Origin of the sequence: Pseudomonas sp. Tn43 (assembly GCF_014192635.1) — a bacterium.
In the GTDB taxonomy this organism is placed as follows: domain Bacteria; phylum Pseudomonadota; class Gammaproteobacteria; order Pseudomonadales; family Pseudomonadaceae; genus Aquipseudomonas.
On sequence record NZ_JACHYG010000007.1, the window covers coordinates 104,404 to 121,060 of the forward strand.

Genomic DNA, 16,657 nt, shown 5'->3' on the forward strand with positions numbered 1-16,657 from the left:
AGCATGTCCACTGACCGCCGGATCGAGCGGCATCAACTGCCGTATTTTCTCAAAGTATTCAACAGCGTTACCGACAAGCCCATTGGCTTTTTGGGCAATCTGTCTGAGGACGGGCTGATGTTGATCAGCCAGTTGCCGATGATGGTGGGCGCCGATTTTAACCTGCGTCTGAAAATCCCCATGGATGGCCATTGTCAGCAGGTGATCGACCTCGATGCCTGCTGCCTGTGGTGCCACGAGGACGCCACCCCTCACCATTACGATGCCGGCTTCAGCCTGCAACGGGCACCGCCGGAATATGGACAATTGTTGGAGGCACTGAAGCAGTACTTCAGCTTTCAGCCGTTGCCCGCTTCGGCCTGAAAGCAAAAGATCGCAGCCTGCGGCAGCTCCTGCATTGACCGCTCGCCGCCATTAACACGGATCAATGTAGGGATTGATATTCACCGCAGTATTGCGGATGACCATCGATCCCCTTTAGGCGCTGCCGAAGGCTGCGATCTTTTGATCTTTGCTTTACGCCGGGCTAATCGCCCCCTCGATATCCAGCGACCGCTCCGCCAGCATCAACCCCATCTCGCTCATCTGGTAAATCGCCATCGCCAGGTGCCGTTGTCAACAGGCTTCGTTCGGGTTTTGGAATTAAAATTCAATTATTTATTTCTTTTAAAACTTGATAACTGTCAGTTCTGATAGTGGTTTCCTATGGTGAGTAAAGTTATTTTGATTAAGTGGAGTTTAAAAAATAAATAGGTTTTTGATGTTGTAAAAACTATCAGTATGTCGCTAGTGCTAGAAGAGGGGCAGTTTACATTGCTGATCAATAGTTGCCTGGAATCTCTGTTGTGCAAGGCAACCCATAGAGGTTCATGTCTGCAGGTGATGAAATGATAGAAGAATATTCCGATACAAGCACTGGAGAACTGGAGTCGCTACAAGAAGACGTTAATGTCAAGGAGCCTTATTTTGTTGTTAATAATGAGAATGAAAGCTTCTGGGATGATGCGGATACCGAAACCATTACTGCGATAGGCGGGATAGGTAACGGTTACAGGCGATTTAAAGCCGAAATGGTTTATCAGTGGTATGTAGATGGTCGCTATATAAAGGTCCGAACATTACGGTATCGAATGTCTGCTCCATCTGGTTATGAACCAATGAAAAGGGCTAATATATGGTTTCAGGCAATTGTTAATGGCGTCGAGATATTAAGGAAGTCGGATGATGAGCTGCGGCAAGACAGTCAATGGTATAACTACTCAGTGACCGCGGATTTTGATGCGCCAACGGCGTCTCAATTACGAATCAATATCTACGTTGACTTTGATGGCCCGGACGGGGGAGGGTGGTTTTGGGCCGATGCGCTAACTCATACAATTCCCCTTCCGAGAATTACTTTGCCTGCTAACAATACGCAGGTCAGCAACTTCGCAATTTCCGTCAGAGGAACAACCAATTCTCCAGCTGCCATGAGCGTGCTTTTGTTTAAAAATCAAACATTGGTTGATTCTGTCCCTGCACGGATCTCGGGGGGCGAATGGACCGCCGAGCTTACTAAAATCTATGCGCCGGGCGCCTACCGGCTGGACGTTAAGCAAAAGCGGATAGCGTCCATCACGTTGAATTTAGTATTGCTCAAACCGGTCATTGTTTCGCCGGCTCAAAACGCTGTGCTGGTTGACCAATATCCTATGCTCCGCGGTACAGGCACTCCCGGGGCCAGGGTGGATGTTCACGAATCGGGCTTCGGGACCTTTCTGGGCGGCGGCTTCAACGTGGGAACGAACAGAGAGTGGTCCGGGCGGCTTACGACAACGCTTAGTCTGGGACGAACATATACCGTCACTGCCTTACAACGTTTCTCTGAAGGAGAATCTCTATGGGCAGATGATCGCAAGCTTCGTATGTTATCTCCCCCCACGATCTCCAGCCCCACACAGAATCAAGAAGTGGAGATGCGAATCACCGTCAGCGGTACGGTTAATGCGCTATTCAAGGAGGGCACGATCCAGGTCAAAAGAGATGTCGTGGGCACGCTGTTGGGTACGGCCACGGTGAACACCAGCACCGGTGCCTGGCAAGCACAACTCACCACGGATTTGACACCGGGTGATTATTCATTGACGGCGGTGCATGTCTTTTCGGGGGTTACATCGTTAGGTGCATCGCCCGTCAGACTGAAAGTACGGCCACCTCGGCCACAGCTGACCACCCCAGATCCCGCTTCAGGCGTGAACCCTGTTCTGACCGGCACGGGCGGTCATCCCGGTGCCACTCTAGTGCTCTCGGATGAGACGGGAGAGGATCTCGGTAGCGTGATCGTGACCGGTAATTCATGGTCAGTCAGTCCCCGAAGCGCGCTGACACCAGGGGGGTATGCTTTTAAGGTTCGTCAGAGCATCAGTAATATGCTCTCGCTCTGGTCAAATGTTCGTACATTTTCCGTCATCGTACCCAAGCCGACGCTCACTGTACCGATCACCGTAACCGACCAGAGGCCAAGTTTTTCGGGCATGGCGAATACCTGGGCAAAACAAACGCAGGCCGCGCAGGTCGAGGTGCGACTCAACAACACCCAGACCCCCATCGTTCCGATCGTCAACGTGAGCAATAACCGCTGGACCAGCACTGCGACTGAGCGATGGGCACCGGGCACTTACGCGATCGTGATCCGGCAGTTGTACAAAACATTGAATTCCGGTTGGTCGGCGACGGCGGTCAGCCTGGTTATTGCGGCGCCCTTGCCGGTGATTACCAAGACCGACCCTGAGGGCTTCAGCCCCCGCATCACCGGCACCTGTTGGCCAGGCGCTTCGCTCAAGCTGAAGTACAGCGACCGGCCAACGGTCGATCATCCCGTCAGCGGTACCAATGGCACCTGGACATTCAGGCGCGATATTCCGTTCGTCCCCGGCAATCATACGTTCACGGTGACACAGTCCTACGGCGGGCAAACTTCCGGGGAGGCCCACGGTGCTTTCAATGTCCCTACGCCAAAACTTGGGATCACCCAACCGGAGGTCAATCAGGAGGTCGGCCTTAAGCCCACTTTCGAAGGCACCGATGGTTACAAAGACGCAGTGCTGACAATTTACGATGCCATATCGGATCAGGCGCTGGGTAGCAAGACGCTTTCTTCATCGGGATCCTGGAGTCTGACGCCGGAGGCCGAGTTGTCCACCGGGCTGCGTACTGTCTATGTGAGGCAGTCCTTCAATAATCAGTTCTCTGCACGCAGTGATAATCGTAACTTTCAGGTGGTCATTCTGGCGCCACGCGTTGGGGTACCTGCATTGGACGGCAGGTTGCCCCGCTTGGGGCTGATCAGCGGTACAGGCGGGATTCCGGGCGCATTGATTACGGTGAAACTTGCCGGGGTCACTGATCCGGTGGCGGACAACATTCCGGTGCGCGACGATGGCAGTTGGGAAGTTCCTTCCAGGCTGACGGAGGTTGGCCAGAAAACCCTACTGGTTAGCCAGACGTACAAGGGGCAATCTTCGGAGATCTTTCAGCATCCCTTTACCCTTGTGCCAGCAGCTCCCTATCTGGAATCACCGGTTAACGGGCAGCGGATCTCCAGTCAGGTGATGGCGTCCGGGTTCGGGTATCCGGGAGATACGGTGTCGGTTCACCGACGCGGGGGGAGTGGTCCTCATCTATTGGCAACAACGCAGGTGAGGCCGGAGGGTACCTGGTCTGTCGAATTCACCTGGAATGCCGAATGGACGGGCTACAGCCTGTCGGTGCAGGCGAAAAAGGGCGAATTCGGTTCTGACAATTCTCCCATGCACGCGATCAAGACACGCTCAGCCGCCCCCAGCCTGGCTCAGCCCGCCAGTCAGGACTGGGTCGATGCTGCCCCGACATTCGCCGGCCACGGCCGCAGCGGCGCTCAAATCAGAGTGGCTTCATACTTCGACCCAGGAGATGTGCTGGCCACTGGTTTGGTTGCCAACGGAAGCTGGAGCGTTCAGTCCAGCAAAAGCCTGCCTCCCGGTCTTCACCGTGTAGTGGTGTGGCAAACCGAGGGTGAAGCGGATTCCGTAGAGTTGATAAGTGAGCCGTTTATCGTGGAGTGACACCGTGCCCCTCGTGCTGAGGGGCTGTCTCTGGCCTGCATGGCTGATGGGAGTGTCCGACGAATGGTGATAATGCCTGTCATTTTTGACAGTTATCCGACATCAAAAAACCATGTCAAATGGATCATGACTTTGGCGTGATGGACATCCACGACGTTCATCTGACGAACCCCGCAGGAGCGATTCCAAGTGATCGAATCGAAATCTCCCATTCAACGCTTGCTGAACACTGTTCTGGGTGAAGGACGGTTCCTCGAGCTGGCTGATCTCAAGGCTTTCATAGAGAAAAATCCCAGCGTCTTCGATTTGATCGAGCAGGGCGTCGAAGGCTTGCGGATATTGGGGTTGCAACAAGAGGAGGCTCACAGACTGGACAGCCGGGCCAGGGCCGTGGCGACGTTTATTGCCCGTGCCTTTCGGGAGCAGGCTCTGCGGCCTGAAGGGCAAACGCTGTTTCCGTTACGTGCGCTGAGGCAAGGGCCGACTTATTCCAGATTGTTCTCCCCAAACTATGCGTTGTGCAGCCCCAAAGGTTCGATTCAATCCAGTTATTCCACCACGGCTTATCTGGTCGAACTTCGCGAATGGGTGAGTAAGCTGGAAAGCACAGGCAGCCAGGGCGATAAATTGCTCCTGGACACGCGCCGGCCTGATCTGGGGCAAACCTATATCGACCACCTGACAGTGGATCGCGTTGTGCCGTCGATGGAGATTGTTTCGCAGGTATTGGCCAGTCAGATAAAGAGTCGTTTGGGGGAAGAGGACGTTGACGCGGTATTACGGCGCGTCCGGTATCCCAACGGGCTTCCTCATGACCAGTCCTATCAAAGCATTGAAGCGGTCCTCAAGCTTGCAGGCTATGAGTCGTTGGGTGACATCCTTCGCCTGGTCGACCCCGATGCCCCGTATTTCATCCATCCGAGCGCCCGGGGCAGCAAATCCGACATTGCCATGCGCCTGAGCCTGGAACTCGGACCGGTCCGGCAGGCTTTGTTGCTGGAGCCCGGATATTTTTCGGCAACCACCGGCGAGCCCGAGCCTGGAATGCCGAGCGATTTTTACAGGGATAATTTCGGTTACATAGGGCCGTTGGATTTGAAGCAATTGTGGGTCTTTTATCTGGCCACACAGTTGGATCAGCAGGGCGTTGAGGCGCTCTTCGCGCTCGGCGATTTTATGCCCTTGTTATCCGAAAACGCTCCCGCGCTGGTGAATCCAGAGGTCGAGGTGAGCGGAGCGGTTTATGGCGCCGCATTTATTCATGGAGCGCTTGATCCGCTTATTCATGCAGAGCGTAATCCGCCGATTGGCCTGGCTCGTACCGGCCCTGCGGATACCTTTGAATTGCAGAATGTCGATGACGAAAATCAGCACCGAATGGATCGGATCAACCGCAAGTGCCGGCTCGATCGTTGGCTGAGGCTTGCCAGCAGTGAAACCGACCAACTGATGATGGCGGCCAATCATGCCGAACGGCGTGGTCACCCGAATACCGCTGTATGGGTGACGGATAACATGTTGCGTGCAATAGGACTGTTTCAGGAGCTACGGGCGCAGTACCAGTGTTCGGTCAGGGATTTTTCGGTGTTCATCGATGTGCTGTCGGTGTATGGGCAAAACGAGGAACTTTCTCACTTTGACCAGGTGTACAACAGTCAGTCGGTTTATATCGAGCCATTGCGGATCGACAACGTCGAGTTTGCCGTGATTCCTCGTTCCGAGGCTGACCAGTCCACTGTGCACCAGATCTGCGCCGGGTTGCAGATCAACTTTGAGACCTATCGCTATCTGTCGGCAGTCATCGCCGATGCTTTCGGCTATTCCATTCGCATGCCCCGCAGTCTGGCGGTGTTTTCCAGTTTTTATCGTCTGGTGAGGCTGGCGCGGCTGTTCGGGGTCACGCCGGTCGAAGCCACGGCCTTGCTGCAGGCGCTGGGAGGAGAGGTCTGGATCGTGGAACTGGCGGGCGCACCACAGGTGAGTAGCCATGTCACAGGTGAAGAAACAGACGTCCTGAGTGTGATACGGGCACTGATGTCTGCTGTGCAATGGTGCAAGGCCAATGATTTCAGCGTGTTATGGCTGGTGCAGAACATCGGACCGGTGAGCGTGCCGACCGTCGCCACCGAAGTTCAGAAACACATGCTTCAACGTTTGCGTGAGCAGGCACAACCGGTGTTGTTCCTTGAGGTGATGTTGCTTGAGGAGGGTGTATATGACCCGCAAGAGCCCGGCCGTTGGCTGACGGCACTTGCAGCGTTGATCGACGTCACCGGATTGGTGAAAAGTCGCTACGAAGAGACGGAGGCCGAGTACCTGCAATGGGCCCGCAAAGAGATCGATCTCGCCGTGGAGGATGTGATCCCGGACACTGAGACCGAGGAGCGTGATTACGCCCGAACAACCATTCTCTCAGTGCTGCTGCGGGTTCGGGCCGAGCAACGGTCGGCCGTCTACGAAGTGCTTGCGGTGCATTTGGGTCTTTCATCCGACCGGGTGGCAGGGGTGCTGTTTTGGGCCGAGGGCAGTGCTTTCATCCTGCTCGAACGTGCCCTGGCCGGGCCTGAAAATGCCAAGGTCAAGTGGACCGGGCCTGAGCCTGAACCCGTCGAACCCTTCTTGAAATTATTGATGGAGCTGGAGCGGCGCAGCCGGATCGTGAGCCGCTTGGCGTTGAGCGCCGAGATGCTGGACACGCTGTTGACTGAGGAGCAGTACGAGTGGTTCAGTCTGGAGAGCCGCTACGAAATCTCTATCAAGACCCTGTATTACCTGGTTTTTTATACAAAGCTGCTGCTGTTGGCTCAACAGCCTGAAGCCAAGGTCTTGGACTACTTGCGGCAGGTCAATCAGTTGCCGGAGTACCTTGACCCCGACCCTCGGCGATTGGTACGCGACGCTGCGGCTGAAAAACTGGCGCAGTTGTTCCGTTTCGGGATTCGTCATGTGCTCGACTGTGTGGCTGCCGTCGTGCCGGTGGATGCCAACGGTAACCCCCAGATCAATCCGGTTTTACGTAATCTGGCTCAACTGGACCTGTTGAGTCGTACGCAGGAAATGTCGGGCAATGGCCTGGATGCGGCCACCGGGTTCCTGTTGGGTGCATTGACGCCCAGGGCTCCGGAGTCCGAATTTGCCCAGGCGGCACAAAGAGTACTGGAGACGCTGGCCAAGCCGCAGGCGTTGAAAGTGGCACAACAATCGGGCGAGGTCGGACAGACCGTGAGTACTCGGTGTGTGGTCGACACGAAGCATTTGATCGCCAATCTGGCGCACGATTACGCCGAGTTCGAATGCACCGTACTCGATTTCTATGGCGAACCGCTCAAGGGAGTGCCGGTTCACTGGACGACCACCCGTGGTGTACTGCGCGAGACGCTGACCCGCACTGACGCCCAGGGCAAAACCGGGGTTCAACTGCAGGCCGGTTCAACCATGGGCGTCGCCCATGTTGCCTATCGGCTGGATTTGCGCGAGGCGGTCTATGCGCCCGCCGTCGTGATCGGTTGTCATGAAGAGTCTCTCGCTTTCCCTTCCGAATTGATGTCGACGTTGCCCAGAGAGCCGGTTCTGGCGGGAGGGCTGGGGGAAGTGGAGGTTTACGCGGTGCTGCTGGACGAGTTCGGCAATCGCGCCCCGGGCCGACTGGTGGTCTGGCGCACGACGCTGGGGACTATTCAACCGGGCGAAACCTTTACCGACAGCAGCGGCACTACACGCGTTCGGCTAATCAGTCAGGAGGAGGGAGAAGCCCACGTGTCGGTGACTTATCCTGATACCGAAGTCACGGCCCAGTTCAACGGCAAGGTAACGTTTGAAGACATGCCCTACCTGGAGGCCGCGCCGTATGCCATTTCAGCCGCTGTACTGGGGCAGCCTTTGAGCGTCCAGTGCCGGGTGGTCGGACTTGACGGGGCACCCCAGGTCGATGAAACGGTTCTATGGTGGACCAGCAAGGACCCCGCCAGGCTGTCGACGATCAGCAATAAAGACGGGCTTTGCACCCTTGACCTGAACTCGCTCACGCAAGGCCCGCTGACGGTCTTTGTGCAGCACGGGGCGGACAGGCCCTTGAGCCTCGATTTACTGGTGGCGGCCGCTGCGCTGATTGCCGATTACTCTGCTGACGTGCGATTCCCAGTGGCGGGTGCCACGAAACCGAGCCTGTTCTGGATCGATGTCAGGGAAGAGCGTTCACCTGCCGGGCTTGCGGTGCCCAATGTGCCGATCGAGTGGCAAGTCGACACCGTTCCAGCTGGCGGGGCGGGTTTTCCGATCACCACCACGATTGCCACCGACGTTGACGGTCGGTCGGTTCTTCCCTTCCTTGCCGACACCGCCGGACAGTACCGGATCACTGCGAGTGTAGCGTTCTCAGCGGACGAAAATCGGCCATTCGATGTGACCGTGGTCGAGGCCATCAATTGGCGGGTGACGCTCGAGTCCACAGTCAACGATATCGCCGCGCAAGAGGTGATCGTTCCAGGTTCCGGCGAACTCAAGCTGTACTCCGGGCGTGAATACACACTGAGCATTTCCACAAGCAGCTCGATAATCCACGGAAAAAAGGCCGCCCTAGGCTGGAGTTCGAAGCCGGATTACCCCAGTTCGAGCCTGCTCGGGCTGACCTTCGATCCACCGTTAGCGCAGGAATATGACATTTCTGATCAGCCCAAGGCCTGGATAATCACCATCAGCGGTATCAGGCGTGGCCCCTTTACGTTGGGCTTGTATGTGAATGAGCTGGACGAAGTCCTGGCGCTGGACGGCAGTTTAAGCAGGGCTCCTTCGTAAGTCGTGTCATCGCTTGTCAGAACGGTAAAGGTGCGTCGAATTTTCGCGGCTGGGCTTGCTCCGGCGGCGCTTCTACAAGGACAGCCGAACATGGACACTCTGTTTATTCCCGAATTGGCACAGCGGCGTTGCGCTGCAATGGCCGAACTCATTCTCGGGCAGAAACTCTGGGATGGTGTCGTGGCGTTGGATACGATGGAGGATCTGTACGAGTACTTGAAGCTCGATCCGAAAATTGGCACCCAGCCACAGGCCACTTGGCTATCGGAAGCCGTCAGAAGTCTCCAGCAACAGATCCATTCGGTCTTTAACGATATGGAACCCGGCTACGAGGATGCCTACTTCGATGAGGAGGACTTGCAGGAGTGGCATCAGCGGTTGAGCCATTACGGCACTTGGGCCGGTTATCAAAAACTGGCCGACTATCCTGAAGAGTTCATCATTCCCGAGTTGCGGCTGAAAAAAACCGCGCTGTTCAGAACACTGGAGAACAGCCTTAACCAGACGCGCCTCAGTGACGGCGCCGTACAGTCGGCGTTGTTCGATTACCTGCAGACATTTCAGCGCACCTGTGATCTGGAAATTCAAAGCGGGTATATCGATGGCGGGAATTTTCAGGAAGCGACCTATTACTTTGTCGGCAAGGAGCGTACACCCCCTTTCGGCTATTACTGGCGCAAGGCCGGGGTCGAACTGAACAATGGGAGCATAACGCTCAACCCTACTGCCTGGAGCGAGTGGCAGCCGATCGATACGGCTGCCACTGGACGGGTACTGGATATGCGGCCGGTGTATTTTGCCGGGCGCTTGCTGCTGGTGTGGGTGGAATGGCAAGACCGGCAAATGGATCAGGACGGACGGGTGCAGGTGCCTTGGGCACTGGATATCAAAACCGCCTTCGCCGGGCTCAATGGTCAATGGTCGCCGCCCTTCACAATCTTTCAAAGCGAGTTTGAACACGATGTGTCCAATGGTCGGCTGATTGCGGTGAACGTTGGCGGCGGGGATCCCCGTGAAGATCAATTGGCGGTGTGCTACACCAATCGATCGTCACTGGACAATATCTCCGGGTCTCATGAAATCGAGATCCACGAAACCCGCGATGCAATATTTCGCAAGGTTGCGGACCATCGACTGACGATGCTGGAGCTGACGTTTGCCCGATTCATGCAGCCAGATACCTTGCAGCACAAAATTCTTCCGGCCGATCTTTCGAGCGTCACGATTGAGGCCAGCCCGGATGTACCGGGCAGCATTACCGGGTATTTGTCGCTCGAGGCGATCCATACCCGCGAACGTAGCGAGAATGGTCGGATCTGGGATGTGCTGCGGGTGCGCGGAGAGTGTTCGGCCGCCATCGAAAGCGGTCGTTTGCTGGGGCGGTTGTTCATCGGCTGGAGAGGGCATCTGGCAAATCAGGAGGTAGAGGTCAGCCTGATAGAGGCAGGGACAGACGTATTGGCGGTGACCCTCAATACGCGGATAAAACCTGCTGTTGAACTTTCGCTGAAACACGGCAACACCGAATTACAAATAATCCCTGCCGCCGATTTCGTTGAAACACCGGCCGGTTCAGGTGTGTGGGTCTATAACCAGAATGTCACTCTGTCCGGCGACTCCCTCAAAACGCTGCTGAGCAGCTCTCCGGAGACGGTGCAAGCCGGAGCGGGGTTCTCAATCAATGGTCTGGGGCCGACATTGCATAATCCGGCCAACGTGCTGGTGCCGAAGATTCTGTATGCCGGTGTCCCCTTGAAACTGGCATTCGATGCGCGAACGGTGGACGATCCCGTTGACTGGGTTTCCACGGGTGAACTGGACGGACACTACAGCACGCCCTGGATCACTTATCGTCGCGATGCAACCAATATCGGGCCCTACGCCTTTCCGATTGGCGTGCCAATTCCCTTTCGATTCGGGGTCGAGGACAGTGCACCCGGATACGGACGAATGAATTTTGGTGTGACGTTGGGCACCGCTTCAAGGCTGCTGGACATCCCGTCGTTGCACAAGAGCGACTCCAGTGGTGCGCAGTTTTTGAGCTTCAACAATGCTGCGCAAAACCTCAGGCATGTGCGTCTGAATTCACTTTTTGGCAAAGTCCTGGTGGCGCGTGCGGCGGTTTCGGTCGACGCAGTGCTGTCCTATGACACCCAATATGTCGCCGAGCCGCCCATGCCTGATGGCTCAGTGGAAAACAACGGGCCGTTCGAGGGAAGCAATGGCCGGTATTTCTGGGAACTGTTTTTCCATGTGCCGGATCTGGTGGGGTCGCGGCTGAAAGAAGAAGGGCGGTTCCGGGAAGCTCAGGGATGGTTCGAATATATCTTCGACCCCATGGCCCGTGAAATCCTGGCTGATCCCGACCAGCCCGAAGTGATCCCGGCTCCGGCTTACTGGCGTTGCCGACCATTGGCCAATGTACTGAATCCCGCCTATGAGGTCTCTGCGCCGTACGATCCAGACGCCATCGGCTATACGAAACCAATTCACTTGCAGATCGCCATTTTCATGCGCTATGTGCAGAACCTGATTGATTGGGGGGACTGGTTCTATCGTCAGTTGTCACGCGACAGCCTGGGAGCGGCCAAGTTGTACTACGTGCGTGCGCTCTCTATGTTGGGTGAGGAGCCGGACACGCGAACGGCGAATACCTGGCAGCGCAAAACCCTTGAGCAACTGATGGAAGAGGTTGCTGATCGCCACCTGCTCAAAACCTTTGAGAAAGGCTTCGATCTGAACCTTGCAGATGTGCCGTTAAGCATGCAAACGAAGCCGCGATTCGGCCTGTTGGGCAGCGGCGTGTTTCGTCCGCCGGCCAGCGAGCAAGTGACAGGGTTGTTTACCTTGCTCAGGCAACGAGTTTCCAATCTTCGCAATGACCTCTCGATTGACGGCAAGCCCTTGAACCTGCCCCTGTTTGACGCTCCGATCAGTCCGAAGGAAATCCTGCGGGCACAGGCACAGGGCGGTCTGGGAGAGGGGCGCAGCCCCGGCGGGCAGGTGCAGGTCGTACCGTATCGTTTCCGTGTCGTGCTGGAACTGGCATCCCGTGCCGTGCAGACCCTCGCCGGTTTTTCCGCCCAGGTTCGCCTGTACATGGAACAACGCGATCGGGCAGAACAGGAGGAGTTGCAGCAAAGCCATCTGATCGAGCTCGGCAGTTACGCCAAAGCGGTGCAAGAGGAAACGCTGGCCCAAATGAAGGCGACGCGCCAGGCGCTGGTGCAAAGCAAGGCGGTGGCCGAACAGCGCAAAGCCTATTACGACGCACTGGCCCACGAAGGGATTTCCATTGCCGAGGCTGACGTTCTGGAGAAAACCGTTTTGGCCAAGTCCATCAGCCTCGGAGCGTCAGCATCAAGAATGGTGGGCGCAAGTCTTGATCTGTTGCCCAACATCTTCGGCACGGCCGGGGGCGGGTATCGTTTGTCGGCCATTCCCTATGCGATCAGCAATGGCTTTGAGCTAGCCACCAGCCTGATGCTGATAGAAGCCGAACAAGCCGCCACCAATGAGCAATACCGGCGTCGGCAGCAAGAATGGGAACAGGCTCGCGATCAGGCTGATCTGGAGATCGCTGCCTTGCAGGCGCAGCTTGTGGCGCAACAACACGCGATCAATGCGGCCGAATCCAGTCTGCAGCAGACGGAGATATCCAATGGACAGGCGCAGGCGCTGTATGCCTTTTACAAGAACCGCAGTTCCAACCAGCAGCTTTACAGTTGGCTGTTGGGGCAAATGAAGAGCCTGTACTTCCAGGCTTACGATGCGGTGGTGTCGCTCTGCCTGAACGCCGAGACTTGTTGGCAGTATGAAATGGGTCATTACAAGGAGCGCTTTATCCAGCCGAACCTCTGGCTTGATGCCTATCACGGTCTGACCGCTCCGGAGTACCTGCAATTGGCCTTGCTGAAATTGGAGGCCGCTTATATCAAGCGCAACGAGCGACGACTGACGCTGGTCAAGACCATTGCCTTGAGCCAATGGGTGTCGCCCGAGGAGTGGGCCGACCTGCTCAAGGGGACGCTCGATCATCTGGATTTCCAGATTACCCAGAAAATGCTCGACGAAGATTACCCGGGGCACTATTGCCGGCAGATCGTTTTGCTCGAGCTGACCTTTCCGGCCTTGCTTGGCCCCTATGAAAATATTCGGGCCGTCCTGACTCAACTCGGCAGCCATACCGCGACCGAACCAACCCTGGAGTCGGTTCGGTACCTGCACAAGCCTCCATCCGCAGATCCGCTGCCAGAAGGAGTGATCAACAACGTGCGTCCGTACCAGCAGATCTGTGTATCCGATGGCCTGACCGATAACGGTACGGCGGGCGTGGACTTGGACAGCACTCGCTATGGTCCCTTCGAAGGCACCGGCGCCGTGTCGAGCTGGAGGTTGTCCTTCCCCCGACACGATCAACCGCCGCAACAAGCGCTCTTTCATTCATTAACCGAAATCGTTGTTCGCCTGGTGTATTCGGCCAGGGACGGTGGGCCGGATTTTGCCGACGACGTTGAAAGTGAACTCAGGGCCAGGACTTGATTGCGTCATCCCCGACACTGGTTGATTGGGCTGGAGAAATATCATCATGAGTGAGCAAAAGGTTACTGCCGATTACAACTTCATCAGAAACGGTGATTTTCAGAATGATCTGGAGGATGGCTGGACTCTCAATGACCCGGCCAAAGTAACGAAACAGACGGATTTATGGGACGGCGTGCCAACCGCCCATATGCGCCTGGTCAATAAAGGTGAAGCCGAGCAGACCATCACCTTGCGCGATCTTCCGCGCCCCACTACGGGCCGGGCGGTTTACCGGGTGAGTTTCTGGTATCAGGCGACTCAAGGGGCCGTCTGTTGGGTGGTCTTGAAACCGGGTAAGGGCGGGCAGCAGTGCTACGACCTGATACCGACTCTGGATCCCGAAGAAGGCGAAGATCCGGAAGAGCCACTGGATTTGCGTCTGGAACTGATGGAGAGAGATATCCAGCTGGAAGCAGATGAAACCCAAGTCACTGTCTGCTTCGGTTCACCGGCCAATGATCAGCCCGGCATGCTTCGTGGCTTGCGCGTGACTCAGATCAAGGTTGAATTGCGGCTGGAGGATTTGCGTCTCAAGCAGGTATGGCTGGACGGCGCGCCGCAAGACCTTCGCAGACCTTTGAGGTTATGCCTTGGCGCCGCAGCCGACCAAGCCGCAACGCTCAGATTCGAGCCGGCCGATGACAGTGTCTGGAAGGGCACGGACATCGGCTTGCTGGTGGATGGTGCAATTCCAGCTCCGGGGGCTCCGGTCAGCGTATTGCCGGACGGAGAACATCTCATCGAAAGCCCGTGGCAAATCAGCTGCGCGGATTTGCCCGACGAGGAAGGGGTCAGGCACGAACTGTTGATCGAAAGTACCTTCACCGCAAATCCTTATGTGCTTGAAACCCTGTCCGGCCATTTTCGGCTTGATGTTGTCGCAGTAAAGGAGGCGGCGTATTACCCGGTGATTGACCTCAAGCAAACGGTTGAACTGGTCGCACGGGTTCAATCGCACTATACAGCTCAGCCACTGGCTGGGCGCATGGTGCGTTGGTATCGGGGCGAGGTTGAACTGTCTAATGGCGAAACGGATGAATCCGGAGAGGCCCGTTTCGACTATGAACCTGATGTGATGGGCAAGCAGCAGATTGTCGCCAAAGTAGACAGCTTTTATAAGCCTGAAGATGCGCTGCATGTGTTTGAGGTATGGGCGCTACAGAGTGATCCCTGGCTGGATGTTCAAGTCAGATTGGATGCCTTGGCGTTGGGAAGCTGGGACAAGGTGCTGTATCCCAACCGCGGGGGCTCCCATGAGATTTGGTTGACGCTACCTGAGGGCAGTCCGCTGCTGGATACCGATCTCATTCTGTTTTCCATCAGTACACCTGATACTCCGGAGTCGCTGCAGGTAACGTTCGATCCTCTCCTGAGTCAGCCACATCCGCAATCTGAAACGCTGATGCGATGGGCGATGGTCTGCGGAAACTGGAAAAACGGCCAATTCTCATTGCAACTTGAAAGCTCCAGGCTCAAGGAGCGATCCAACCTCAAGCCGATGAGCCTGGCTCACAATTGGGTGGAGAAAGGCTGGGTGAAAGAGGCGACCCGGTTTCCCAGTCTGGATAGTCCGGTTCCGTTGCCATTGGCGCTTCAGGTGAAGTCGAAAATATCGAATGTGCTTGAGGCCAAAGAGGTTGACGTGCTCTGGACTCTGGAGCCGGATGAAGAATTACGGCAAACCGGCGTCGACGGAGTCAGTGAATATGAGTTTATCCCCAGCGTGGAAGGTTCCTTTAAAGTCACCGCCAAGGTGGATAACCGGTATGACGATACTTCGTTCACACACGATTTCAACGTCACGGTAATAGGCGAAGAGCCTTGGCTCAAAATGGCCATATTGACCATGAATGACAAAGAACCTGGTTCGATCGGGATCTATGCGTTTCTGGAAGATGAAGGCACATTGAAACTGATGCCCAGCGGTGACGGTTTGCTCGATCAGGAGATTTACCTGGGCTGGCCGGATACCAACCCGGATCTGGGGCTTGTGACCGATCCGCCGATGGAGCAAAGGCGGAAATTGACGTCTACGGGACTGAGCTGGAAGGTGAAGTTCAATTCGACCGAAAGCGCCCGTTTCGATTTGCAGGTGTGTTGCGACATGCTCGACCCTTGGACAGTGCCAGGGCGGGCGCTTTCAAGATCGATTGACGTTGAAGGCAGTCTTGCACTGGATCAGGTGATGTTCGAAAGCCAGAAAGGTGCCTATCCCTGCATTGGTGCCCAGCATGACTTATGGTTCTGGCCGAAAGTGAATAGTCCGTTATCAGGTCTGAAGGTGGCCTTGCGTTTCAGGGATGCCCCCGAGGACAAGTTGAATATTTTATTTTCCCCGGAGCTGGATCTGGCAGTGCGGCTCGATGCCTCGGGCATCAAATGGCAACTTGGCTGCCTTTACACCCAGCGTATCGAGCCATTTTCGCTGGAGCTGTTTTTCCCTGAGCTGGATCTGATCTATTCCTCTATTCACATGTCATTGGGTGTTCACCGTTTCCGTATCGCAGCCGAGCGACAACCACCCATGGATACTGTACTGGCGGACAGTGAACAGTCCCAAATGGGCCTTCAAGTGGTGTCTTACTACAACGGGCATCCTGTGCGGGATGTACAGGTCAAGTTCGAGCTGCCGGGACGATCCGATGTGACGGAACCAACTGGTCAGGGAGGATGGGCGATGTGTAGGTACGTTCCACCAACCGCTGATGACTTTGTGGTGAAGGCAAGCCTCCAGAACCGCTATAGCGGAGAAACGTTATCCACAGAGTTTTCTGTTAAGGCGCTGGAGAAACTTCCATGGGACGATCTCAAGTTTCAATTCAATGATGATCCGCAGCCGGATCAGATTGGCCGCAAAACGGCATTTCCACGTCGAGGCGGTAACTACACCATCAAGTTGAAACCGGATAATGCGAGTAACCCCTTGGTAGGTCGAGCTGTTGCACTGGGGGTGGGTGGCATCGAGGCTCGCGATATTGGAGCCATACTGACCCCCGATTGGGGGCAGTCACAGATGATGACTGCCGAGGGTGTGTCATGGAGGTTGCAACTGGGCGATATCCAGGACGCAAGCTTTAACGTGTTTGCCTCCGCATCCCGCCTGGCCAAGCTGTCCCCGGGTAATACGATGTCGTTGGGCAGCATTCCGTTGCCTGCCTCGTACGCTGTTGACGATCAGTTTGATAAGTAGGGTGGGG

At 55.9% G+C, this 16,657-nt stretch carries 5 protein-coding genes and 1 pseudogene; 5 read left to right on the plus strand and 1 reads right to left on the minus strand.

Annotation, left to right across the window (positions count from 1 at the left end):
• Positions 1–3: 3 nt before the first annotated feature.
• A complete protein-coding gene (locus FHW68_RS18870) occupies positions 4–363 on the plus strand; it encodes a PilZ domain-containing protein (protein ID WP_095632206.1) in 360 nt (119 codons plus the stop codon).
• A gap of 153 nt (positions 364–516) precedes the next feature.
• On the opposite strand, the pseudogene FHW68_RS27075 reads toward FHW68_RS18870, so the two are convergent.
• Positions 517–612 (minus strand): annotated as a pseudogene (locus tag FHW68_RS27075) (DUF6124 family protein); the annotation flags it as partial.
• Between the two features lie 257 nt (positions 613–869).
• Between FHW68_RS27075 and FHW68_RS18875 the strand changes: the two are divergent.
• The 4 genes from FHW68_RS18875 (at position 870) to FHW68_RS18890 (ending at position 16,650) form a co-directional block, all read left to right on the plus strand.
• Entirely contained in the window at positions 870–4,082 is a 3,213-nt protein-coding gene (locus FHW68_RS18875; protein ID WP_183682236.1) for a hypothetical protein, read from the plus strand.
• Positions 4,083–4,388: 306 nt separating this feature from the next.
• On the plus strand, positions 4,389–8,876 hold the full coding sequence (locus FHW68_RS18880) for an Ig-like domain-containing protein (protein WP_183682241.1): 4,488 nt from the start codon (positions 4,389–4,391) through the stop codon (positions 8,874–8,876).
• A gap of 90 nt (positions 8,877–8,966) precedes the next feature.
• The gene (locus FHW68_RS18885; protein WP_183682244.1) at positions 8,967–13,418 is read left to right on the plus strand and encodes a neuraminidase-like domain-containing protein; all 4,452 of its coding nucleotides are present in this window, start codon (positions 8,967–8,969) and stop codon (positions 13,416–13,418) included.
• 46 nt (positions 13,419–13,464) lie between these two features.
• A complete protein-coding gene (locus FHW68_RS18890; RefSeq protein WP_183682247.1) occupies positions 13,465–16,650 on the plus strand; it encodes a hypothetical protein in 3,186 nt (1,061 codons plus the stop codon).
• Positions 16,651–16,657 lie beyond the last annotated feature (7 nt).

Coding starts and splice junctions, on each gene's coding strand:
- FHW68_RS18885 (WP_183682244.1), top strand. CDS start 8,967: ATGGACACTCTGTTTATTCCCGAATTGGCACAGCGGCGTTGCGCTGCA.
- FHW68_RS18870 (WP_095632206.1), top strand. CDS start 4: ATGTCCACTGACCGCCGGATCGAGCGGCATCAACTGCCGTATTTTCTC.
- FHW68_RS18890 (WP_183682247.1), top strand. CDS start 13,465: ATGAGTGAGCAAAAGGTTACTGCCGATTACAACTTCATCAGAAACGGT.
- FHW68_RS18875 (WP_183682236.1), top strand. CDS start 870: ATGTCTGCAGGTGATGAAATGATAGAAGAATATTCCGATACAAGCACT.